Source organism: Ancylobacter sp. VNQ12, assembly GCF_049445835.1.
Lineage (GTDB): Bacteria > Pseudomonadota > Alphaproteobacteria > Rhizobiales > Xanthobacteraceae > Ancylobacter.
The window spans coordinates 163040-185101 of the sequence record NZ_JBMSDU010000003.1; the positions used below are offsets into that span (position 1 = coordinate 163040).

Sequence of the window (22062 nt, forward strand, 5' to 3'; positions counted from 1 at the left end):
CCGGAGAACGCCAAACGTGCAGACCGGGCTTCGCGACATCTCCCGAGACGCGGTGGATACGCAGCCGGAGCCGGAGACGGCGATGTTCCTCGGCGTTCCCATCGCTCTGCTCGATGCCGGCGACGCCGCACGCCTGATCGCCGCGCGCCCGGCGCAGATGCCTTTCACCTATGTCGTCACGCCGAACGCGGCGCATTTCACCCGACTTAATGAAGTGGGCGACGACCAGTTTCGCGCGGCCTATGCCCGTGCCTGGCTGTGTCTGCTCGACGGGCAATTGCCGCGCGGGCTCGCCCGGCTGCTGTTCGGGCTCTCGCTTCCGCTCGCCGCCGGCAGTGACGTGACGCTGCGCCTGCTCGACGCATATGTCCGCCCCGACGATGCACTCACGGTGATCGGCGGCAGCGCCGAGCTGTGCGAGCGGCTCAAACAGCGCTTCGGATTGACGCGTGTCGCCTGGCACAATCCGCCAATGGGGCTGGTTCATCGTCCCGATGCCATCGAGGCGTGTGTCGACTTCATCGTCGCCCATCCCGCGCGGTTCGTCTTTTTCTGTGTTGGTACGCCTCAGGGCGAGTATGTGGCACTGCGGACGGCGGAACGTGGAACGGCCGTCGGGTGCGGCCTGTGTGTGGGCAGTTCGCTTAATTTCGCCACCGGCATGGTTTCTCGCGCCCCGCGTCTGGTGCGGCAGGCGGGGCTGGAATGGGCCTATCGGCTGGCCCGCAATCCGCTTCGGCACTGGCGTCGGGTCTTCGTCGATTCGCTTCCCGTGCTGTGGACCATCGCACGCGCGCGCCTGAACCCGGCCGCTTTCGGCATGGCGGGCGGCAGGGACCGGGCCGGCGAATGAGCAGGCAGGCTGGCATTCCCCGGCGTGCGGCGGTGGTGAGCCTGCCGCGAGGCTTCGTGCCGCCGCGGCATGTGGTTTCGGGCGAGCGTTTCTCCGGGCCGGCGATGACCATCGTCCTGATCGTCATCTTTCCGTTCTTCGCGCAGACCTTCTATTACCTGCACGAATTCCCGCTGCCGTACCTGCTGTCGAAGGCATGGCCGGTGCTGTGTGCGCCGCTGACGCTCTACGCGCTCATCAACATGCGGCTGCCGGCGAAGCACATGTTCCTGTTTTTCTTCGCCTATGCCATCGGCTTCACGCCGTTGAACTCCATCGTCCGGCTGGGCAACGGCCTGACGGATGCGTTCATCACGACGGTGAAGGTGTGGCCGCTGACCTATTATTTCGCGCTCTCGGCGCTGCTCGTCTGGCTGGCGCCGAATGTCCGGCGGCTTCGGGCCGTGGTCGTCGGCCTTGGCTACGCGACCTTCGCCATCATGATCCTGCTGTGGTTCATCCTGCCGACGAGCGCGTATGTGAACGACCCCGCGCTCGGCAAGCTGCTGATGATGGACCTTGAGCGAGGCTACCGCATCTACATGCCGATGTTCTTCGGCTCGCTCCTGCTGTTCTATCTCACCCGCAGCTTCATGCAGCAGCCGCGCTGGCTGCCGGCGCTGGCGGTCCTCATCGGCTTCATCGCCCTGCTGAGCATCTACAAGCAGCGCACGGCGATCGGCGGCATGTTCCTTGTCTGCGTGAACGCGGCCGTGCTGTCGCTGGCGCCGCAGAGGCGGCTTCTGGTGATCGGCCTCTTCCTCGCGGTGGTGCCGCTCGGCATTGGCTATCTGGTCGTGCACAATGCGGACGGGCTGGTGGAGTCGCTCGGTGGATCGTTGACCGTCCGTCAGACCTCGCTGGCCCTGGCGACGAACTTCCTTGGGGATGACCCATGGCGCTGGCTGTTCGGGGTGGGCGCGACGACCCGCTTCGGCAGCGTGACGCTGGCCGACATATTCGGCAACAGCCAGTTCTTCATCGCCGATCTCGGCTGGTTCGGCATTGTCTTCGAATATGGGGTGCTCGGAGCGCTGCTGCTGGCCGGCCTTTACGGCTGGGGCCTGTATTGCGTGCTCAGTGCGACACGCGGCAGCAAGGACCCCCTCGCGCTCGCCATGTCGGACTACATCATCTACATGCTGGTCACCTCTACGGTCTACTCTCTGGTCTTCACGCCCGGCGAACTCGGTGTGGTCATGGCGCTGGCCGTCTACATCACGCGGACCCGAGACTCCCAAGGGTACGTCGCGCCACCGGCGCACCGCATTCGTTTCATGACCAATAGCCAGCCGAAAGGACACTGAGAATGCTGCGGCGTCTCGCCAAGCTGTTTCGCCAGCCCGCCTTCAGGCAGGCACCGCTGACCGTCCTCTGGCGCGGCGTGGCGTGGTATGTCCATGTTCTGTTCGGCAGTAACCCGGCGTTCGAACTCGTGCCCGGCGGAGCCAAGCTGCGCGTGACGCCCGATCTGCGCTACACCTCGGTGACGGCGTTCCTGCTACGCGACGCGGTGGAGCCGGAACTGCATTACCTGCAAAACTTCATCGGCAAGAATGGCGCCTTCATCGACGTCGGCGCCAATATCGGCCTCTTCACATTGAAGGCCGCACCGCTGGCCGGGCGCGTCGTGGCCGTCGAGCCGGGCGAGGAGGCGGGACGGCAGCTCGACGCCAATGTGGCGCTGAACAGCTTTTCGAACGTGTCGGTCGTGCGCAAGGCCCTCTCCGACCAGCCGGGCCGCGCCGCACTGTTCCACAATCCGCTCGGCGACGATCCGCAGGCTTTCTCGCTCATCAGCGATGGTTCGGATTCGGGCAGCGAGGCGGTCGATCTCATCACGCTCGACAAGCTGGTCGAGGAGCAGAACCTGTCGCGCGTCGACTGCATCAAGATCGACGTGGAAGGCGCCGAAGACCTGGTTCTGGCCGGTGCTACCGGCACCCTGGCCCGCGACCGGCCGACGGTAATCTTCGAGATCAACTGCCCCACCCTGTTCAAGGCGGGCGGCGATCCGGCGGCGGCATGGAACCGGCTCGTCGCGTTCAACTACCGTTTCTATCGCATCGGCGACGATGGTGTACTGACGCGCCTTGCGCAGCGCCCGAGCGAATTCGGCAACGTTGTCGCGCTGCCGGCCGAAAGCGCGCCGCCCGCCTGAACATTCAGGGAAGCGGTGCGTCGCAGCCGGGAAGCTCGAGCGACACGCAGATGGCGACGGACAGCGCGCGGTAGTCCGGATTGTCGGGGCCCGGCGGCCCGGGCGGGACCTCCAGCAGCGCATAGAGCATGGCGCCGGCAAGGGGATCGCCCGCGACCGCGTGGAGCAACCGTGCCGTCCGTTCGACGGTGAAGCGCCCGTCGCCATGGCCCGAAGGCATTACCGCAATGCCGAGGGCCAGCGGCCCCTTCCACACGGAACGATAGGCACGGAACGCCTGCGTGGCGTCGTAAGCCGGGCCGGCGTCGTAACTCATGATCGAAACCAGATCGAGGTCGCGCGCCGCGGCGGAAGCGAACAAGCCGAGCAGTAGACCACGCCACGGGCTTGCCGGAGGGGCGTTGGCGAAGTCGCCTGCGCCATACGCGCCGACGCTCCAGCCGGCCATACTGATCACGTAGGGGCGGGGCAGTTCTTTGCGCAGGCGCCGGACGACATCGACGATCATCGCGTCAGTGGCGCAGATCACCGTTTCGACACGTGGCGCGCAGCCCGGCGCGGGGGGCTCGAAATCGATGTCGACGCCGTCGGCTCCGAGATCGCGTACCAAGCGGCCAATGGAGTCGGGGGCGAGCCTGTCCCACCCCGAATAAGTGGATCCTCCCAGAGCGAGGAGCACGCGGGTTCCGGGATGGCGCGCCTTCAGCAAGGCGATGGCGTCCTTCATCACCGCGCCGGAGGGGCGATATTCGAGCCCCGTGCCCGTGAGGTCGAGCCCACCGCCATAGGTGAGATCGGGTTTGGCGAAACTCAGCGCCACATGGGTGATGTAGCCGGGCAGGCGGACGAGCGTCGTCTCCTGCGCGCGCGTGGCGTCGGGTTCGTACCAGCTCGCGTGATAGGCGAGGAAGGGGCGCGCGGGTTCAGCAACAGCCGGGGGGCCGGCGGTGACAGCCAGCATCAGTGCAGCCAGCGGGGCGGCAAGGCGGCTCAGAATGCCGAGTTGTCGACAAGACCCTTCGTCACCGTGAGCAGCAGAATCCGGATGTCGAACCATATTGACCAGTGCTCGATGTAATACAGGTCGAGGTCGACGCCGCGCTCGGCCTTCTCGACGGTGTAGATGCCGCCACGCATGCCATTGATCTGCGCCCAGCCGGTGATGCCCGGCTTCATGCGGTAGCGCGCGACATAGTCGCTGATGGCCTCATAGCGCAGGTCCGGCTTGATCAGCATGTTCGGAACATGCGGCCGGGGGCCGACCACCGACATCTCGCCCCTCAGCACATTGATGAGCTGAGGAATTTCGTCGATCGAGAAACTGCGCAGGATCGCGCCGACGCGGGTGATGCGCGGATCCTGCGGCACCGCGGCGATCGAGCCGTCGTCGACCGGGTCATAGTGCATGGTCCGGAGCTTGTAGACCATGAACTGCCGGTTGTTCAGCCCGACCCGCGCCTGCCGGAACATCACCGGGCCCGGCGAATCCAGCTTGATGGCGAGAGCGGCCAGAAGCAGCACGGGAGACAGCAGCAGCAGGGCGAGGCCGGCGACGGTGTAATCCTCGATCGCCTTCAGAAGACCCAGCGAGCCCTTCAGGGGGCGCTGCTGCACTTGCAGGGCGGGAAGATCGGCAAGCGTCATCAGCCGCGCATAATTCGGCTCGAACACGTCGGGCTCGAGTTCCACCACCACGTCGGTGGCGACGCGGTGCAACTGCCGGATGATATCGCCGAGTTCGCGAATGTCGGCCCATCGCTTGGTGATGATGACGACATCGACCGAATCCAGCTTGGCATATTCGAGCAGGTCGTCGACCCCGCCCAATACCGGCGGGCCGAAGGCGCCGTTGCGTTCGGCTTCGCTCGCCTCGCGCCCTTCGGCGCGAAACACGCCGACGAAGGTCAGGAGATGAAATCCATGCGTCTGGCGCTCATAGCGCCGTATCAGCTCGTAGGCCCGGTCCAGGTCGCCAATGACGACCGCGTCGCGTTTCAGCACGCCGTTGCGGGTAACCCAGGCCATGCCGAGGCGGACCAGGACGAAGCGCCCGATCAGAAGGGCCAGAAGGGCCATGCCCCCCCAGGTGCCCAGCGCACGCAGGTCACCGCTTTCAACTGGGGTCAGCGCGTAATGGACAAGGCATACCGCCACGGCGGCCGGCACGCTGCCGATCAGCAGATGTGCGATCTGTCGCCGCCAGCGCGTGTAATGCTCGACGCGATAAGCCTGCCCCAGGGCCAGCACGCCGACATACGTGGCTGCGCCGATGATGCCCAGCACCAGAATCTCGCTCCAGCCGAGCTCGTGCCAGATGACATAGGCGATCACCGAGGCGATCGTGATCATCAGCAGGTCGCATAGAATGACCAGCCGGTTGATGAGGCCGTGTGTCCAGCGCGTCATCGCCGGCGCTCTGCCGCGTGGCGGCCGAAACGTGCGGGAGATCGTGAGCCACACGCACCGCCGACGTGTGTCAAATGGATGGGAAGCGCCAGTGTCATGGTTTCCGAATCTAACATGCAGCAGCGTCGGCGCCCGCATTCGCCGCGCGGAAGGGGATGTCGAGAAACGAAGGATAACATCCGGATATTGCCAATAAATTTAATGGCATCCGGGTCGTCTGAAACGCTTAACGGGACGTCAAAGATAGGCGCATGCTTCCAGGTACCATTCCACGAAGGCTCGCACGCCTTGAGCGAGCGGCGTGGTCGGTCGATACCGTGTTAGCGCTACCATAAGTTCGGGACTGGCGAAAGTACGCGGCACGTCGCCCTGCTGCATGGGCAGCATCCGCCGGATTGCCGGCTTGCCGAGCACATGTTCGATGGTCTCGACGAAGTCGAGCAGACCGACGGGGTTGCCGCCACCGATGTTCACAACGCGATAGGGCCCCTGAGGCGACAGGGTGTCGATGCCCGGCGGGGCTTTGACCCGGTTGGATTCGTCCGGCGGCAGTGCGGCGAGGCGGATGATGGCCTCGATCAGGTCGTCGATATAGGTGAAGTCACGGCTCATCCGGCCTTCGCCGTAGATCTCGATCGGGCGATCTTCCAGCATGGCGGCGACGAATTTGAACAGCGCCATGTCCGGCCGCCCCCAGGGGCCGTAGACGGTGAAGAAGCGAAACGAGGTGGTCGGGAGCCGATAGAGATGGGCATAGGAATGACCCATCGTCTCCATGCCCTTCTTGCTCGCGGCGTAGAGGGTCAACGGTTCCTCTGCCCGGTCCGTCTCACGGAATGGGATGTCGGGATTGGCCCCGTAGATCGACGAGGTCGAGGCCAGCATGAGGTGGCGCACGCCGATTTCCCTGGCCAGCTCCAGCACGTTCCACGAGCCGACGAGGTTGGAATCGACATAGGCCTTCGGATTTTCCAGGCTGTAGCGAACGCCGGCCTGCGCCGCCAGATGCACGATGATCTCGGGCGCGGCGCGCCGGGCTGCCGCGCTCAGCACATCCCGGTCCTCCAGCATGCCGATGACCGGCGTGAAGGCGGGGAACTGCGCCAGCGCGGCGTGTCGGGCTTCCTTGAGCTTCAGGTTGTAGTAGGCGGTCATGCCATCATAGCCGACGACCTCGTGACCTTCCTCCAGCAGCCGGCGTGCGAGATGATAGCCGATGAAACCGGCGGTGCCGGTGATGAAGTAACGCATGATACCCGCAATATGACGCCGACGGACCCTCGTCGGCCGGAAGTTGGTTCCCGCTTTCAAGTTAGCGAGCCAGGGGCTGCGACGTCCAGACCGCGAGCCGACAGCCGCGGTCCCGCATCCCGATAAGCACTCCGGCGGCACCGGACTGTCACATACGCTCTCCCCCAAGCGCGGTATGCGCAGTCCGCTATTCGTATGGGTTCATTCTCTGAAGGAGCTGACGCTCTCTGCGACGCGCTCTGACATCTCGCAGGTAATCCATAACGACGTCAGGAGCATTGGCGATAACGGCTTTCCGCACAGCACGGTAAGAAGAGACGATAGGGTTCGTACTCATCGTTTCCGAGGGCACGTGCTTCCAGCGTATATTCTCGTAATCACTTTGCTGAGGAAACACTCCCGACAGATCGATGCTGGAGATTTTTTGCGCGCGAATGATCATATACACTCGCTTGTTGCCGGTGAACGTAACTCTCCCGCGAACGACGTCTGGATCGGGAACTCTGTGCCAGATCGGATGCCGAATTGGACTATGTCCAAGCTCAACGAATATAGCGTCCTTTATTTCAAAGCCTCTTTTTTTCGAGAGAGACCTAAAGAAGAATTCCGGACTGAATTGGTAAAATCCATGGCCAACGAAGTTGTTGCAAACTGCAATAGAAATAAAATGGCCACCAATTTTGACCATCTTCATGCAATTGAGTAACGCGTTCGGTATATTATAAACATGCTCGAGTGTGCCCCCGTCAAAAACGACGTCGTATTTATCGTGCAGGGCGATGGGGACCGAGTCGTTCAAATCATGAATGTGATCTGCGCCCTCGTAATCGGAGGCGTCGATCGCCTCGACAGATGACGCGCCGAGGTAGCGAAAAAGGTCGTCGGCCCATTTGTCGGACGTAATGTCCTTCTTCGTTTTATCATCAATAGCGATTTTGCTCTTTGCGACGATCTCGTCGAAATCTTTCGCACGTATGTGACTAATATCCTGGCGTCCAAGGGTTAAGACCGAAGAGAAATTGGTATCAGAGCGTTTGAGACTCAATAGGTAAATGGCAGATGTCGCGTCAATTCCCATCTTGGGCCTGCCTGTAAATGCTTATGATTTGAGTTCTATCGATTTTTAATTATACGAATCGTCGTGCCGCGATGTTTCCGCCGTGCATGCGGTCGAAAAGGCTCGCGGAGCACAATCCCGACGAATCTTCTCTCGATGGAAAATGCTCACGGCGCAACGCTCCATGCGGCAGCCGCGATACAAGCATATAGCTCGTTCCGGTGCACCTGGTGGATCGACGCCGAGGGTAGCCCGGCTTCGCGCCTATCCACGCGGAGAGGCACTAGATGCCGCGCCGCACCCGGTCGCTCAGGTTGCGACGTTCACGGATGATCACGTCGAGCGTCGTCTGCTGGTCGGACGTGCGGGGTAGTTGCTCGATCTGATCGATCTGGTTGAGCGCGACCAGGCGCAACAGGTCGTCGCGCACCTCGCCGTCGGCCTCACGCGGCAGAGCGGGTACAAGCTGGATGTGCTCGGGTGCCAGATGATCGGGGAGGGTGGCGGCGAGGTGGGCGCGGAGCGCTTCCTCGGTTGTATCGGTCGTGCCGGTCATTTCCACGAAGGCGTAGAGGCCGAAGCTGTGCCCGGCGGTGGGGAAGTCGGCGATATGCACCGCGTGCACGCCGGGCGCCTCACGGAGCGCCTGCGCGATGCGCGGACCCTGCTCCATGGCGCGCGGGCCGCGGCCCTCCGTGTCGTGATAGTTGAGCAGGCGGCGGGTGACGAAGTTGTAGACGCGCTTGCCGGTCGCCATCCAGATGCGGTTGAACAGGCTCTTGCGGGCGAGGATGCGCTTTTCGATCGGCGTCAGCGCCTCCGGGCAGAAGCTGCGCTTCTGCTTGAGGAGGTGGCGGATATCCTCGTAAGCCGCGATACGGAAGATCTTGCTGCGGCGCTCGAAGCAGAAGGCGAGCTGGAAATCCATCAGCACGGCGCGCCCGTCGGCGGCATAGAGCCAGTTCTGCGGCTTGGCGAGATCGTTATGCGCGATGCGCCGGCGGTGCACCTCGCGCAGCCCCTTGCGGGCCGAGGCGAAGAAGGCGACGTCGCCATAGGGACGGGCGATCTGCAGCGGAATGCCGTCGACGAAGCCGCGCACCAGCCAGCCTTCTTCCAGCGCATAGACCGGCACGGTATGGCCACTGCCCTCGGCGCGGCGCAGCGCGCGCGCCTCGCGACGGGCGAAGTGGCGGGCCAGAGGCTTCACCCACCATTTCACGTCGGAATAGCGCCGGCGCACGGCGGGGAAGGCCGCCCCGCTGCTGTCGCGCCAGATTCCGCGTTCGATGGTCGAGAAGATGTCGCGCTTGAGCACGGTGTCGAGCTCGAAGACGCCGTCCGTCGTGCGGTTCAGCGGCTTGTTCACGCGGCGGCCTCATGGGCAAGGTCGGCGTGGCTCGCGGCCCACTCGTCGAGATCGCGTAGGGCGCGCGCGGCCATGACCTGCTTCTTGGCCACGGTCTTCTGCGTGCCGCGCAGCCGGTTGCCCTCGGCGTCGCGCGTGGGGTTGGCGTCAAGCGGCGGAAACAGGCCGAAATTGATGTTCATCGGCTGGAACGAGCGCGGGCCGGCCTCGACCGTCTCGATATGCCCACCGGTGATGTGGTTCAGCAGCGCGCCATGCGCGGTGGTCGCGGGAGGCAGGACCATCTGCGTGCCCAGCCGCTCGGCGGCGGCGAACAGGCCGGCGAGAAGACCCATAGCTGAGCTCTCCACATAGCCTTCGCAGCCGGTGATCTGGCCGGCGAAGCGCAGGCGCGGCTCAGCCTTCAGGCGCAGCGTGGCATCGAGCAGCTTCGGCGAGTTGAGATAGGTGTTGCGGTGGAGGCCGCCGAGCCGGGCGAACTCGGCATTCTCAAGCCCGGGGATCATGCGGAAAATACGCACCTGCTCGGCATGGCGCGTCTTGGTCTGGAAGCCGACCATGTTGAACAGTGTGCCCAGCGCATTGTCCTGCCGCAGTTGGACGACGGCATAGGGCTTCACTGTGGGATTGTGCGCATTGGTGAGGCCCATCGGCTTCATCGGGCCGTGGCGCAGCGTTTCCGGGCCGCGCACCGCCATGACCTCGATCGGCAGGCAACCGTCGAAATAGGGCGTGGAGGCTTCGAACTCGCGGAACGGCACCGTGTCGCTGGCGACCAGCGCGGCGACGAAGGCCTCGTACTGCTCCTTGTCCATGGGGCAGTTGATATAGTCCGCGCCGGTGCCCCCCGGTCCCGCCTTGTCGTAGCGCGACTGGAACCAGCAGGTGCCCATGTCGATGGAATCGAAATGCACGATGGGGGCAATGGCGTCGAAGAAGGCCAGCGCGCTCTCGTCGGTCCGGCTTCGGATCGCCTCCGCCAGTGCTGGCGAGGTGAGGGGGCCGGTGGCGACGATCACCGAATCCCACGCTGAAGGCGGCAGGCCGTCGACCTCGCCGCGCTGGATGGTGATTTCGGGCCGTGCGGCGATGGCCGCGGTGACGGCGGCGGCGAAGCCGTCCCGATCGACCGCCAGTGCGCCGCCGGCGGGAATCTGGTGGCTGTCGGCGCAGGCCATGATCAGCGAACCGAGCCGGCGCATCTCCGCATGCAGCACGCCGACGGCGTTCGAGGTGGCATCGTCCGAGCGGAAGGAATTCGAGCAGACCAGTTCGGCGAGGCTGTCGGTCTTGTGCGCGTCGGTGCCGCGCTCGGGCCGCATCTCGTGCAGCACGACGGGAATGCCCCGGCGCGCCAGCTGCCACGCGGCTTCCGAGCCGGCGAGGCCGCCGCCGATAATGTGAACCGGGCGCTTGTCCTTGATGTTCATAGACCGATCGTCAAACGTTTCCGACGCGCGCCTCTAGCACGGAACGCAGGCAAAAAAGAAACGGCCCTGGAAAATTCCAGGGCCGCCCACATTTCAGTATCGCGGACGCAATGTCCGGAAATACGCAGATCAGGCCGCAGCCGCAGCGCGACGCGCCACGTTGGTGATCTCGCCACGCGACACGTTGATGTCGGCGAGAGTGCGATCGTCGAGCTGCGAGAGCTCAACGAGAGTGCGGCGATACGCCTGCCAGCGGCGGATCTGCTTGGCAACGAGGCCCCAAAGCAGCATGTCAGTCTCCATCAGGTTTGGAAACGGATCGCGGCCGCCGGGCATCCCCGATAGCTGCACGTCCGTTAATCAATCTGCTGCCTATATATTCGACACCCTGCTCATTTGGTAGGAAGTATGCCGCATCCCAGACCTGCGCCGCCCGCATGACGCCCTCATAATTCATTCACGTTCTGCAAGGCTGGCAAAACCTTGGCGTGAATCAGGCGGTGGCGAGTGCCTGGTCGAGGTCGGCGATGATGTCGGCGGCGTCCTCGATGCCGATGGAGACGCGCACGACGTCCGGTCCGGCGCCCGCGGCCACCTTCTGCTCCTCGCCAAGCTGGCGATGGGTGGTCGACGCCGGATGGATGATCAGTGAGCGGGTGTCGCCGATATTGGCGAGGTGCGAGAACAGCTTCACGCCGGAGACGAGGGCGACGCCGGCCTCATAGCCACCCTTCAGCCCGAAGGTGAACACCGCGCCGGCGCCCTTCGGCGTGTAGTGCTGGGCGAGATTGTAATAGCGGTCGCCCGGCAGGCCGGGATAGCTGACCCACTCGATCTTGGGATGTTCCGAGAGGAATTTCGCCACGGCGAGCGCGTTGTCGCTGTGGCGCTGCATGCGCAGTGGTAGCGTCTCGATGCCGGTGAGGATGAGAAAGGCGTTGAATGGCGACAGCGCCGGTCCGAGGTCGCGCAGCCCCAGTACGCGGGCGGCGATGGCGAAGGCGAAGTTGCCGAAAGTCTCGCCGATGATCAGCCCTTCATATTCGGGGCGCGGCTGCGAGAGGAACGGATAGCGCCCTTCGCGCAGCCAGTTGAACGTGCCGCCGTCGACGATGATGCCGCCGATGGAGTTGCCATGCCCGCCGAGAAACTTCGTTAGCGAGTGGATGACGATGTCGGCGCCATGCTCGAATGGGCGGATGAGGTAGGGCGTCGCCAGCGTGTTATCGACGATCAAGGGCACGCCGGCCCGTTTGGCGATCTTCGCGATGGCGGCGATGTCGGTGACGATGCCGCCCGGATTGGCGATGGATTCGATGAAGATCGCCTTGGTGCGCGGCGAGACGGCGCGCTCGAACGAGGCGATGTCGTCGGAATCCGCCCACACCACATTCCAGCCGAAACTCTTGAAGGCGTGGTTGAACTGATTGACCGAGCCGCCATAGAGCTTGCGCGCGGCAACGAATTCGTCACCCGGCGACAGCAGGGTCTGGAAGGTCAGGAGCTGGGCTGCATGGCCGGAGGCGACCGCGAGCGCGGCGGTGCCGCCTTCAAGCGCGGCGACGCGCTCCTCCAGCACGGCGTTGGTTGGATTGCCGATGCGCGTATAGATGTTGCCGAACGCCTTCAGTCCGAACAGCGCGGCGGCGTGGTCGGCATCGTCGAATACGAAGGAGGTCGTCTGGTAGATCGGCGTCGCGCGGGCTTTGGTGGTCGGGTCGGGTTGGGCGCCTGCGTGGACGGCGAGCGTGGCGAATCCGGGCGAAGTGGCAGCATCGGTCATCTGGCGTCCTCCTGACGGCACTCGAATGCCGTATCCCGACAGTGTTGCCGGTTCGCTAAAAAACGCAATATCAATGGCAATATATTTGTTCGCCGAATTTAATATGTGAATATTTGCCGTGCGTTTGAGCTTGTCGTCTCCGCCTGTCCTGTAAGCTGGCTGTCAGCCTGAACGTCTAGCGTCCGCTCGCATTCAGGAGAGCGGGGCGATGGCGAGGGGCGGACAGATGACGCGCTGGGCGCGGCGGGTGGGGTATGTTGCCCTGCTCGGCCTTGCCGCCGCTGGCACCTATGCCGGCTGGGCCTATGCCAACGGCAATTTCCACACCGTGGTCGAGGGCGAACTCTATCGTTCCGCCACTTTGCCGTCGGAGCAGCTGCGCGATCTCATCGCGTCGCGCGGCATTCGCACGATCATCAATCTTCGCGGTCCTTCCGAAGACGCGTCCTGGTATCGGGAAGAGGCGAAGATCGCCGAAGAGCACGGCGTGCGGCTGATCGATCTCACCTGGTCCGCCCGGTACGAGCTGACCGATGAGCAGGTGGCGACCTATCTGGCGACGCTGGCCGACGTACCGCGCCCGATCCTGATGCACTGCCGTTCCGGCGTCGACCGGACCGGGTTGGCCTCGGCGATTTATCTGGCGGCGGTGAAAAAGGCCGACGAGTTTACTGCCGAAGCGCAGCTCTCCGTGTTGTTCGGCCATATCAGCCTGCCGTTTCTGCCGTTCTACGCGATGGACGAGACCTTCGAGCGGCTGGAGCCGAGCCTCGGCTATCCCGACAGCTGACGGCACGGGCGCGGGATGCTGCGCCTCAAGCCACGCGCGGCAGGCGCAGACGGGGAATCTCGATAGCCGGGCAGCGATCCATGATGATCGCGACGCCAGCGGCCTCCGCCATGGCGGCCGCATCGTCGTTGCGCACGCCGAGCTGGGTCCAGATAAGTTTGGGGCGCGGGGAGAGGGCGAGCGCCGCGTCGACCACGGCGGGGAGATGTCCGGGCGCGCGGAACACGTCGACCATGTCGATAGGCTCCGGCACATCGGCGAGATGGCCGTAGAAGCGCAGCCCATCCTGCTCCCGGCCCGCCTGGCCCGGATTGACCAGGAATACCTTATAGCCCTGCCGGGCGAGGAAGCGGGCGACGCCGTGGCTCGGCCGCGCCGGGTTCGGACTCGCGCCGACCACCGCGATGGTGCGGACTCGTCCCAGCCAATCGGCGATCGTGGCGTCGTCATAGCGGTCGTCGTTCATGGCGGTCTCCGAAATGAGCAGGTGCCCCATCCAGTAGATATGGTGAGCCGATGCATCAAAACTATTGGCGTGCAGCCAATGGCGGAGCACCACCTAATGGCGGTCGAGCCGATGGAGAGGTGGTGCCAAGGATGAAGATGAATGCCGATGGATTGCAGGCGTACCTCGTCACCGAGTTTCCGCAGGCTTTCGGGTCGGGACGGCCGCACCGCGTGGTGCGCGTCGATGCGGCCGGCGTGAGCCTGACATTGGAGGCGAGCGAGGAGCATCTGCGTCCCGGCGACACCGTCTCCGGTCCGTCCATGATGGGGCTCGCCGACATCGCTGCCTATGCGGCGATCCTCGCGGCGATCGGCCCCGTGCCGCTTGCGGTGACGACGAACTTCTCGATCAACTTCCTGCGCAAGCCGCCGCCGGGGCTGCTGGTGGCCGATGCCCGCCTCATGAAGCTCGGGAAGCGGCTCGCCGTGTGCGAGGTGGGCTTGCGACCGCCGAATGAGGGAGGCGATCCCTTCGCGGTGACCGGCGCCGAAGAGCTGTGCGCCCATGCCGTGACCACCTATTCCATACCTGCCTGAAGCAATTTGAGCGAGTTAGATCGAGGTAGCAAAATACCTATATTGTAACCCGTTGATTTTGCTAGATTAATTTCTGTGATGGCGAATTGACGTTGCGCGCTGCTTCAGCTAGAAGCCGCGCCAGAAGAAGTGCGGCCGCAAAGGCCCCACACGCCTTGTAATGGATATCCCCATGAGCACCTATTCGGCGAAACCGGCCGACGTAGAAAAGAAGTGGGTCGTGATCGACGCTTCCGGCCTCGTCGTCGGCCGTCTCGCGGCACTGATCGCTACCCGCCTGAAGGGCAAGCACAAGCCGATCTACACCCCCCACGTCGATTGCGGCGACAATGTCGTCGTCATCAACGCCGAGAAGGTCGTGCTGACCGGCAACAAGCGCAACGCCAAGGTCTATTACCACCACACCGGCTTCCCCGGTGGCATCAAGGAGCGGACCGCGAAGTTCGTCCTCGACGGCCGCTTCCCGGAGCGCGTTGTGGAGAAGGCCGTGGAGCGCATGCTCGCCCGTGGCCCGCTCGGCCGCAAGATCCTCGGCAATCTCCGTGTCTACAAGGGCGCCAGCCACCCGCACGAGGCGCAGAAGCCTGAAGTGCTCGACGTCGCTGCGCTCAACCGCAAGAATGTGGGTATCTGATCATGGCTGAGCTCATCCAGTCGCTCGACGGGCTCGAGGCCCTGAAGTCGCAGGCCGCCGCCGAGGCGCCCAAGCACGTCCAGAAGCTCGACAAGCAGGGCCGCGCCTATGCCACCGGCAAGCGCAAGAACGCTGTCGCCCGTGTGTGGGTGCGTCCGGGTACGGGCAAGATCGTGGTCAATGAGCGTTCGCTCGAGACCTATTTCGCCCGTCCGGTGCTGCGTCTCATCATCGAGCAGCCCTTCGCCACGGCGGCCCGCTCGGGCCAGTATGACGTGGTCTGCACCGTCTCCGGCGGCGGTCTTTCCGGCCAGGCCGGCGCGCTGCGCCACGGCATTTCGCGCGCGCTCACCTATTACGAGCCCGAGCTGCGCGGCCCGCTGAAGAAGGGCGGCTTCCTGACCCGCGACAGCCGCGTGGTCGAGCGCAAGAAGTACGGCAAGGCGAAGGCCCGCCGCAGCTTCCAGTTCTCGAAGCGCTGATCGGAACGCTCCGGTTTCTTCAAAAGGGCAGGCCGCGAGGCCTGCCCTTTTTATTGGTCAAGACGGTCGATACTGTCAGCGGGCGCGAGCGGGGGGGGGGCGGGGTTTCCCGACGAGGCATGGGGTTCGATCCCTGGACGCTTTGGACCATTATCGTCATCGTTACGGGACTGGTGATCGGATCGCTGCTGCTCGCCTGGGCAGCCAGTCCGAGTGAACGCTCGCTCGCCTACTGGGCGGCGGGGCTAGCCTTTTTCGTCGTCGGCATTCTCATCGGGCTCGAAAGCGAGTACATCCCCAACCGGGCCGCCGTGTTCTTCGGCAATGGGGCAGTGCTTGCCGGCTATGTGATGTTCTGGGCTGCGTTGCGTCGCTATTGCGGACGTTCGTTCCCGTGGCCCGTGATGATCGGCGTGCTTGCGCTGTGGGGAGGGCTCTGTCTCTGGCCCTCATTTCCGGAAATGGCGTGGGAGCGGCTGATCATCCTGCCGCTCGTGGCCATCGTGCTGCTGGTGCTGGGCGTCGCCGAACTGTGGAGGGCGCCCTATACGCGGCAGGTCGGGTTTTGGGGGCTGCTGATCGCGCTGGCGGTCATGATCGTGATCCAGGTGACACGCATCAGCCTGACCCACAGCTTCGCCAATGGTCCACGTCCGGTCATGCTGATGACGCCTATGGGCGTAAGCTTCGGCATTGCGGCGCTCGTCAGTCTCTTCCTCGCCAGTTTCCTGCTGGTATTGGCCGTGCGCGAACGCAGCGAGGCGGCGTTGCGCAATGCCGCCCGGCGCGACGAACTGACAGGTCTGCCGAACAGGCGCGATTTCTATGAACAGGCGGCGCTCATCTGCCGGCAGGGCGGGCAACTGGCCTTGATGTTGATCGACCTCGATTATTTCAAACAGGTGAATGACCGCTTCGGCCATTCCGTCGGCGATCAGGTCCTTGCGGCTTTCGGGCGAGTCCTGCTGGAGGGCGCGCCTGCGGGTGTGACTGCAGGACGGCTGGGCGGAGAGGAGTTCGGCGTGCTGTTGGCCGGCATCGATCTCGCCGCCGCGCGGCAGGAGGCGGCGAGGGTGCAGCGCGCATTCTTTCAGGTGGGCATCGAATTGAAGCCGGATGGTACACCGCTAAACTGCACGGCGAGCATGGGCCTTGTGCATGTCGCCGCGTCGCCGGCCGTGGCAGAGTCCGCGGCGCAGGCGCGTCTGCGCACGCTGCTCGCCCGAGCCGATGACGTGCTCTATCGGGCGAAGCACGCCGGCCGCAACAGGATCGAGGTGATCGAGATCAGTGCAGCCGATCTGGATGCGGGATAGTCCATTCGCGTCGGGGGGCGGCAGCTTTGCGCCGGAACCGTTCGTGGAGGTATCTTCGATCGATGGAGGTGATCATGTCGGAACGGCCGATCCGTCATGTTTGATCCGTGGACGCTCTGGGCCGTATTGATGGTCGCTGCCGCGATACTGGCGATAGCGATGCTGTTCGTATGGTGGATGACGCCCACGGAGCCCGCCCTGGCGCACTGGGCCGGGGCCATGGGAATGTTTGTCCTCGGCATCTTCTGTGCGTCGCTGCGTGGGCAAATTCCTGACTTTGCCTCGGTCGAGTTGGGCAATTCAGCGATGCTCGCGGCCTATGGATTGATATGGACCGGCATGCGTCGATTCGATCGACGTGCGACACGTATGATCTACGTGCTGATCGCTCCCGCGATCTTCGTCGTGCTGTGCCAGTTGCCGCCGCTGAGTGTTTCCGCCGTGGCGCGGGTCGTGATGGTGTCGGTGATGATCGCCGTGCTGTCGCTGTTCTCCCTCGAGCAGCTGTGGCGCGGCGATGCCTCAGCCTCGCGGGCACGCACTGCCATGTTCGCGATTCTGGCGATTGTTCTCGCGCTCAATCTCGTGCGTGTTCTGATCGCCTCTTCGCAGATCGACGGCGACAACCGGGTGACGCTGTTCTCCGATCCCTCCGTCGCAGGGTTCGGGCTCGTCGCGCTCGCCCTGGCCATCTTCCTGTGTTTCTCGATGGTGCTGATGGTGCGTGAACGCACCGAGATGCTCTACCGCAGCGCGGCCCAGCGCGACGAGCTCACCGGGCTGTTCAACCGCCGGGGGTTCATGGAGCTGTCGCTGGCCACCTGCCTTTCCGGCGGACCGATCGCGGTGATGATCCTCGACCTCGACCACTTCAAGGCGGTCAATGACCGCTACGGCCATCTGGCGGGAGACCGCGTGCTCAAGCTGCTCGCGCAGGTGCTGCGGGAAAATCTGCGCCAGACCGACATCATCGGGCGCATCGGCGGCGAGGAGTTTGCGGCCGTGCTGCCGGGCGCAACGGTCGGCATCGCCCGGCAGGCGGCCGAACGGGTGCAAAGGGGGCTGTATGAAGGTGCGGCGCAGCTGAACCTCGGGGATGGCTCGACGCCGCTTCATTGTACCGCGAGCATTGGACTGGCCATCGCGTCGATGCCGGTCGGGGCCACGGTGACGGAGATCGAGATCCGCCTGCAGGCGTTGATGGCGCGTGCCGACGGGGTGCTTTACCAGGCCAAATCCGACGGCCGAAACCGTATCGAGGTCGCGCCGGCCGAGCCGGTGGCGATCACTCTCTAAAGGCCCTCGGGAAACGAAAAGGGGCGCCGTTCGGGCGCCCCTTCCTTGTGCAGAAAACGGTCCGATCAGACCGAGTAATACATCTCGAACTCGACCGGATGCGGCGTCATCTCGAAACGCATCACCTCGGCCATCTTCAGCTCGATATAGGCGTTGATGAAGTCGTCGTCGAACACGCCGCCCTTCTTGAGGAACTCGCGGTCCTTGTCGAGCGAGGAGAGAGCCTCGCGCAGCGAGCCGCAGACGGTCGGGATCTTCTTGAGCTCCTTGGGCGGGAGGTCATAGAGATCCTTGTCCATGGCCGGGCCCGGATCGATCTTGTTCAGGATGCCGTCGAGGCCGGCCATCACCAGCGCGGCGAAGGCGAGGTAGGGGTTCGCACCCGGGTCCGGGAAGCGGGTCTCGACGCGCTTGGCCTTCGGCGAGGTGGTGTAGGGGATGCGGCAGGACGCCGAGCGGTTGCGCGCGGAATAGGCGAGCAGCACGGGGGCCTCATAGCCGGGGACCAGGCGCTTGTAGGAGTTGGTCAGCGGGTTGGTGAAGGCGTTCAGCGCCTTGGCGTGCTTGATGATGCCGCCGATGTACCACAGGCATTCCTGGCTGAGGTCGGCATATTTGTTGCCGGCGAACAGCGGCTTGCCGCCCTTCCAGATCGACTGGTGCACATGCATGCCCGAGCCGTTGTCGCCGAAGACGGGCTTGGGCATGAAGGTCGCGGTCTTGCCGTAGACGTTGGCGACCTGGTGGATGCAGTACTTGTAGACCTGCAGGTGGTCGGCCATCGTCACCAGCGTGTTGAACTTCAGGCCGAGTTCGTGCTGGGCCGAAGCCACCTCGTGGTGGTGCTTCTCGACCTGGGCGCCCATGCGCGCCATGGCCGCGAGCATCTCGCCGCGCATGTCCTGCGCGCTGTCGATCGGCGGGACGGGGAAGTAACCGCCCTTGGTCTTCACGCGGTGGCCGAGATTGCCGCCTTCATATTCGGTGTCGAAATTGGTCGGCAGTTCGACCGAATCGAGCTTGAAGCCGGTGTTGTAGGGATCGGCCTTGAAGCGCACGTCGTCGAAGATGAAGAACTCGGCCTCGGGACCGATATAGACGGTGTCGCCGATGCCGGTGGACTTGAGGTAGGCCTCGGCCTTCTTGGCGATGCCGCGCGGGTCGCGGCTGTAGGGCTCGCCCGTGGTCGGCTCAAGCACGTCGCAGACGACGACAAGGGTCGTCTCCGCGAAGAACGGATCGATGCTGATCGACTCCAGATCGGGCTGGAGATGCATGTCGGATTCGTTGATCGCCTTCCAGCCGGCAATGGACGAACCATCGAATGCCTGGCCGTCAGCGAAGAAGTCTTCGTCGACCATGGAAATATCGAAGGTGACGTGCTGCCACTTGCCGCGGGGATCGGTGAAACGCAGGTCGACGTACTTGACGTCGTTATCCTTTATTAACTTGAGTACGTCCTTGGCCGTCGTCATTACAATCGTGCCTCATTCTTGAGCTGCCACTTTGCGGGCAGACAAATCCCAAGCGGTTGGTCGAACGCAGAGACGCGCCACATCGTTCACGATGCGGCGCGTGCTCCAAACCCGATCATATTACGCTTGCTGTCAGATGGCGTCGACGCCCGACTCGCCAGTACGAATGCGAATGGCTTCCTCGATGTTCGACACGAAGATCTTTCCGTCGCCGATGCGCCCGGTCTGGGCTGCGCGACGGATCGCGTCGATGGCGGTCTCGACGGTCTCGTCGGCGACCACGACTTCGATCTTCACCTTGGGCAGGAAGTCCACGACATATTCGGCGCCGCGGTAGAGCTCCGTATGCCCCTTCTGCCGGCCGAAGCCCTTGGCTTCCGTGACGGTGATGCCCTGCAGCCCGACTTCCTGCAGCGCCTCCTTCACCTCGTCCAGCTTGAAGGGCTTAATGATGGCCTCAATCTTCTTCATCTGATCTCGTCTCCCTGACTCGACGATCCGCGACGCCCGGTCGAGTCGAACCGCGTCGAAGCAGAACCCATGCCAAGCGCTTCCGCCTCGCGAAAAATACCGAGATATAAGAGCATTGCGAGCGGAAAAGCGGAACTCGATAAGAGCGATTTGTCGTATATGCTTAATTGATAATCGTATTGCATAATAAATATGCAGAGATCGTCGGGTGAGCGGCGTCTTGCCGCGCTTAAATTAGGCAAACGCTCATTTTGCGGCGATTTCGGCGTCATTCTTCCTCTCCCGTTCCCGCAGGGATGACCTAGACTGGGAGCGACGGCGGCTCCCTCGGCGAGATGGCCGCGAAGGCGGATGGCGGACGGATGGAATTGCTTACCCCGGACGAGATGAGCCAGGCGGATCGGCTCACCATGGAGCGCGGCACGCCCGGGCTCGTGCTCATGGAGAATGCCGGCGCCGCGGTCGCGCGAGTCGCTGCGCAGGCATCATGCGTGGGCTCCAGCGTTCTGGTGCTGTGCGGGCCCGGCAATAATGGCGGCGACGGTTTCGTTGCCGCGCGCCTGCTCCTCGAAGCGGGCTATCGCGTGCGTCTCGCCCTGCTCGGGCGGCGCGAGGCGCTGCGTGGTGACGCGGCGGCGATGGCGGCGCGCTGGGCGGGGGCGGTCGAGGCCGCACCGGAGGCGTCGCTCGACGATGTCGACCTCGTCATCGACGCGCTGTTCGGCGCCGGGCTGGCGCGCGATCTCGACGGCGAGGCGCGCGAACTGGTCGAGCGTGTCAATGCGAGTGGCCGGCCGGTGGTCGCGGTCGACCTGCCCTCGGGAATAGACGGTGCCGCTGGCAAGGTGCGCGGCGCCGCCATTAGGGCCCGCTGCAGCGTGACCTTCTTCCGGCCCAAGCCCGGCCACCTGCTGCTGCCGGGGCGCGTGCATGCCGGCGTGCTGACCGTCGCCGATATCGGGATCCGGCGCGACGTGCTTGATGTGATCCGTCCATGTGCCTTCCGGAACGAGCCGTGCCTGTGGCAGGCGCATTTTCCGGTGCCGCGCATCGACGGGCACAAATATTCGCGCGGCCATCTCGTCGCCGTGTCCGGGCCGGCGCAGGCGACGGGCGCGACGCGGCTGGCGGCGCGTGCGGCGCTGAGGGCCGGGGCGGGGCTGGTGACGGTGGCGAGCCCAATGGAGGCGCTGCCGATCCATGCGGCGAATCTGTCCGCCATCATGGTGCGGGCGGTGGATGATGCTGAGGGTCTGGAGCGGCTGCTGGAGGATCGGCGGCTCTCGACGGTGATCATCGGGCCGGGCGTGGGTGTGGGGCAGGGTGCGCGTGACCGGCTTGCCGTCTGCGCCGACCGCCGGCTGGTGATCGATGCCGACCTCATCACCAGTTTCAAGGGCGCGGCCGACGAACTGGCCGCGCAACTCGCAGGGGCTCCCGCCGCCGTCGCCACGCCGCATGACGGCGAGTTCGCCCGGCTGTTCGAGGGGTGCCCTGAAGTGCTGGACGCACCGTCGAAGCTGGAGCGCGCGCGGGCCGGCGCCCGGCGGCTCGGCATCGTGCTGGTGCTCAAGGGGGCCGATACGGTGGTGGCAGCGCCGGACGGGCGTGCCTCCATCGCCGACAACGCGCCGCCCTGGCTGGCGACCGCGGGCGCTGGCGATGTGCTCTCCGGCATCGTGGGCGGTTTGCTGGCGCAAGGCATGCCGCCCTTCGAGGCGGCAAGCGCGGCGGTGTGGCTGCATGGCGAGGCCGCGCGCGAGGCAGGCCCCGGTCTGGTGGCGGACGACCTGATCGAGGCGCTGCGACCGGTCTATGCCCGGCTGTTCGCGGAGATCGGTCCGGTGAACTGACGAAGCAGGGAAGGGGCCTGCGCCCGCTCGCGCAGGCGTGCGCGGTGGGCGGCGCGAAGCCTTGCATTTAGGGCTGGCGCTGCGACATCGCCGTGCTATAAGCCCGCACCCGGCTGGCGGCACTTTTCGGGTGCACGCGTCCGCGCGCCTTGGCGACATCGCCCCGCGATGCTCAAGGCGGTCGACGTGTCCGCGGGCGTGGCGGAACTGGTAGACGCGCTGGATTTAGGTTCCAGTGGCGAAAGTCGTGGGGGTTCGAGTCCCTCCGCCCGCACCAGATTCCTGGCACCCCCGAGCCTACCGACCGATTGACACCGCTGGGGATGCGCGGCGCGCAAGCGCCCGTTTCCCG

At 64.5% G+C, this 22062-nt stretch carries 22 protein-coding genes and 1 tRNA gene; 11 read left to right on the plus strand and 12 right to left on the minus strand.

From position 1 onward, the window contains the following. Nucleotides 1-16: 16 nt before the first annotated feature. From ACO2RV_RS07310 to ACO2RV_RS07320, 3 genes are read left to right on the plus strand one after another with little or no spacing between them, the layout of a single operon-like run. Nucleotides 17-853 carry a WecB/TagA/CpsF family glycosyltransferase gene (locus ACO2RV_RS07310; protein WP_423291352.1) on the plus strand — a complete coding sequence of 279 codons (837 nt, stop codon included), beginning with the start codon at nucleotides 17-19 and terminating at the stop codon, nucleotides 851-853. Further along, nucleotides 850-2199, plus strand: a complete 1350-nt coding sequence (locus tag ACO2RV_RS07315) for a hypothetical protein (protein WP_423291354.1) — start codon at nucleotides 850-852, stop codon at nucleotides 2197-2199. The genes ACO2RV_RS07310 and ACO2RV_RS07315 overlap by 4 nt, the downstream gene beginning before the upstream one ends. A gap of 2 nt (nucleotides 2200-2201) precedes the next feature. Beyond that, nucleotides 2202-3053, plus strand: coding sequence for an FkbM family methyltransferase (locus ACO2RV_RS07320; protein WP_423291355.1), 852 nt, complete (start codon nucleotides 2202-2204; stop codon nucleotides 3051-3053). 4 nt (nucleotides 3054-3057) lie between these two features. On the opposite strand, the gene ACO2RV_RS07325 is transcribed toward ACO2RV_RS07320, so the two are convergent. The 8 genes from ACO2RV_RS07325 to ACO2RV_RS07360 all read right to left on the minus strand — a co-directional run bounded on the left by ACO2RV_RS07325 (nucleotide 3058) and on the right by ACO2RV_RS07360 (nucleotide 12349). Further along, a complete protein-coding gene (locus ACO2RV_RS07325) occupies nucleotides 3058-4014 on the minus strand; it encodes a glycoside hydrolase family 18 protein (protein ID WP_423291357.1) in 957 nt (318 codons plus the stop codon). A gap of 29 nt (nucleotides 4015-4043) precedes the next feature. Beyond that, nucleotides 4044-5459, minus strand: coding sequence for an exopolysaccharide biosynthesis polyprenyl glycosylphosphotransferase (locus ACO2RV_RS07330; RefSeq protein WP_423291359.1), 1416 nt, complete (start codon nucleotides 5457-5459; stop codon nucleotides 4044-4046). Between the two features lie 237 nt (nucleotides 5460-5696). After that, nucleotides 5697-6710, minus strand: coding sequence for an NAD-dependent epimerase/dehydratase family protein (locus tag ACO2RV_RS07335; RefSeq protein WP_423291361.1), 1014 nt, complete (start codon nucleotides 6708-6710; stop codon nucleotides 5697-5699). Between the two features lie 187 nt (nucleotides 6711-6897). Then, nucleotides 6898-7788: a hypothetical protein gene (locus ACO2RV_RS07340; RefSeq protein ID WP_423291363.1), complete on the minus strand. Its 891-nt coding sequence runs from the start codon at nucleotides 7786-7788 to the stop codon at nucleotides 6898-6900. A gap of 262 nt (nucleotides 7789-8050) precedes the next feature. After that, the gene (locus ACO2RV_RS07345) at nucleotides 8051-9136 is read right to left on the minus strand and encodes a serine/threonine protein kinase (protein WP_423291365.1); all 1086 of its coding nucleotides are present in this window, start codon (nucleotides 9134-9136) and stop codon (nucleotides 8051-8053) included. Further along, entirely contained in the window at nucleotides 9133-10566 is a 1434-nt protein-coding gene (gene trmFO, locus ACO2RV_RS07350; RefSeq protein ID WP_423291367.1) for a methylenetetrahydrofolate--tRNA-(uracil(54)-C(5))-methyltransferase (FADH(2)-oxidizing) TrmFO, read from the minus strand. The genes ACO2RV_RS07345 and trmFO overlap by 4 nt, the downstream gene beginning before the upstream one ends. Nucleotides 10567-10695: 129 nt before the next feature. Next, nucleotides 10696-10857 (minus strand): DUF1127 domain-containing protein, encoded by a 162-nt coding sequence (locus tag ACO2RV_RS07355; protein ID WP_423291369.1) that lies wholly within the window; start codon nucleotides 10855-10857, stop codon nucleotides 10696-10698. Between the two features lie 202 nt (nucleotides 10858-11059). Further along, entirely contained in the window at nucleotides 11060-12349 is a 1290-nt protein-coding gene (locus ACO2RV_RS07360; RefSeq protein ID WP_423291371.1) for an O-acetylhomoserine aminocarboxypropyltransferase, read from the minus strand. Between the two features lie 208 nt (nucleotides 12350-12557). Here ACO2RV_RS07360 and ACO2RV_RS07365 point away from each other — a divergent pair, with 208 nt between their 5' ends. After that, nucleotides 12558-13139 carry a dual specificity protein phosphatase family protein gene (locus tag ACO2RV_RS07365; RefSeq protein ID WP_423291373.1) on the plus strand — a complete coding sequence of 194 codons (582 nt, stop codon included), beginning with the start codon at nucleotides 12558-12560 and terminating at the stop codon, nucleotides 13137-13139. A 25-nt stretch (nucleotides 13140-13164) separates the two neighbouring features. Here ACO2RV_RS07365 and ACO2RV_RS07370 read toward each other — a convergent pair whose 3' ends face one another. Next, on the minus strand, nucleotides 13165-13605 hold the full coding sequence (locus ACO2RV_RS07370; protein WP_423291375.1) for a CoA-binding protein: 441 nt from the start codon (nucleotides 13603-13605) through the stop codon (nucleotides 13165-13167). 137 nt (nucleotides 13606-13742) lie between these two features. Here ACO2RV_RS07370 and ACO2RV_RS07375 point away from each other — a divergent pair, with 137 nt between their 5' ends. The 5 genes from ACO2RV_RS07375 to ACO2RV_RS07395 all read left to right on the plus strand — a co-directional run bounded on the left by ACO2RV_RS07375 (nucleotide 13743) and on the right by ACO2RV_RS07395 (nucleotide 17911). Then, nucleotides 13743-14183, plus strand: coding sequence for a PaaI family thioesterase (locus tag ACO2RV_RS07375; protein ID WP_423291564.1), 441 nt, complete (start codon nucleotides 13743-13745; stop codon nucleotides 14181-14183). A 172-nt stretch (nucleotides 14184-14355) separates the two neighbouring features. Continuing rightward, nucleotides 14356-14817, plus strand: a complete 462-nt coding sequence (gene rplM, locus ACO2RV_RS07380; protein ID WP_423291377.1) for a 50S ribosomal protein L13 — start codon at nucleotides 14356-14358, stop codon at nucleotides 14815-14817. Between the two features lie 2 nt (nucleotides 14818-14819). After that, the gene (gene rpsI, locus ACO2RV_RS07385; protein WP_423291379.1) at nucleotides 14820-15299 is read left to right on the plus strand and encodes a 30S ribosomal protein S9; all 480 of its coding nucleotides are present in this window, start codon (nucleotides 14820-14822) and stop codon (nucleotides 15297-15299) included. 119 nt (nucleotides 15300-15418) lie between these two features. Next, on the plus strand, nucleotides 15419-16615 hold the full coding sequence (locus ACO2RV_RS07390; protein ID WP_423291381.1) for a GGDEF domain-containing protein: 1197 nt from the start codon (nucleotides 15419-15421) through the stop codon (nucleotides 16613-16615). Nucleotides 16616-16711: 96 nt separating this feature from the next. Continuing rightward, nucleotides 16712-17911, plus strand: a complete 1200-nt coding sequence (locus ACO2RV_RS07395) for a GGDEF domain-containing protein (RefSeq protein WP_423291383.1) — start codon at nucleotides 16712-16714, stop codon at nucleotides 17909-17911. A gap of 65 nt (nucleotides 17912-17976) precedes the next feature. Here ACO2RV_RS07395 and glnA read toward each other — a convergent pair whose 3' ends face one another. The 3 genes from glnA to ACO2RV_RS07410 form a co-directional block, all read right to left on the minus strand. Next, the gene (gene glnA, locus ACO2RV_RS07400) at nucleotides 17977-19386 is read right to left on the minus strand and encodes a type I glutamate--ammonia ligase (protein WP_423291385.1); all 1410 of its coding nucleotides are present in this window, start codon (nucleotides 19384-19386) and stop codon (nucleotides 17977-17979) included. Nucleotides 19387-19518: 132 nt separating this feature from the next. Further along, on the minus strand, nucleotides 19519-19857 hold the full coding sequence (locus ACO2RV_RS07405) for a P-II family nitrogen regulator (RefSeq protein WP_183191037.1): 339 nt from the start codon (nucleotides 19855-19857) through the stop codon (nucleotides 19519-19521). Further along, nucleotides 19854-20129 (minus strand): hypothetical protein, encoded by a 276-nt coding sequence (locus ACO2RV_RS07410; RefSeq protein WP_423291388.1) that lies wholly within the window; start codon nucleotides 20127-20129, stop codon nucleotides 19854-19856. Before ACO2RV_RS07410 ends, ACO2RV_RS07405 begins: the two co-directional genes overlap by 4 nt. Before the next feature lie 90 nt (nucleotides 20130-20219). Here ACO2RV_RS07410 and ACO2RV_RS07415 point away from each other — a divergent pair, with 90 nt between their 5' ends. Further along, entirely contained in the window at nucleotides 20220-21710 is a 1491-nt protein-coding gene (locus ACO2RV_RS07415; RefSeq protein WP_423291390.1) for an NAD(P)H-hydrate dehydratase, read from the plus strand. Between the two features lie 192 nt (nucleotides 21711-21902). Next, nucleotides 21903-21987 (plus strand) — tRNA-Leu (locus ACO2RV_RS07420). The last annotated feature ends 75 nt before the right edge of the window (nucleotides 21988-22062 follow it).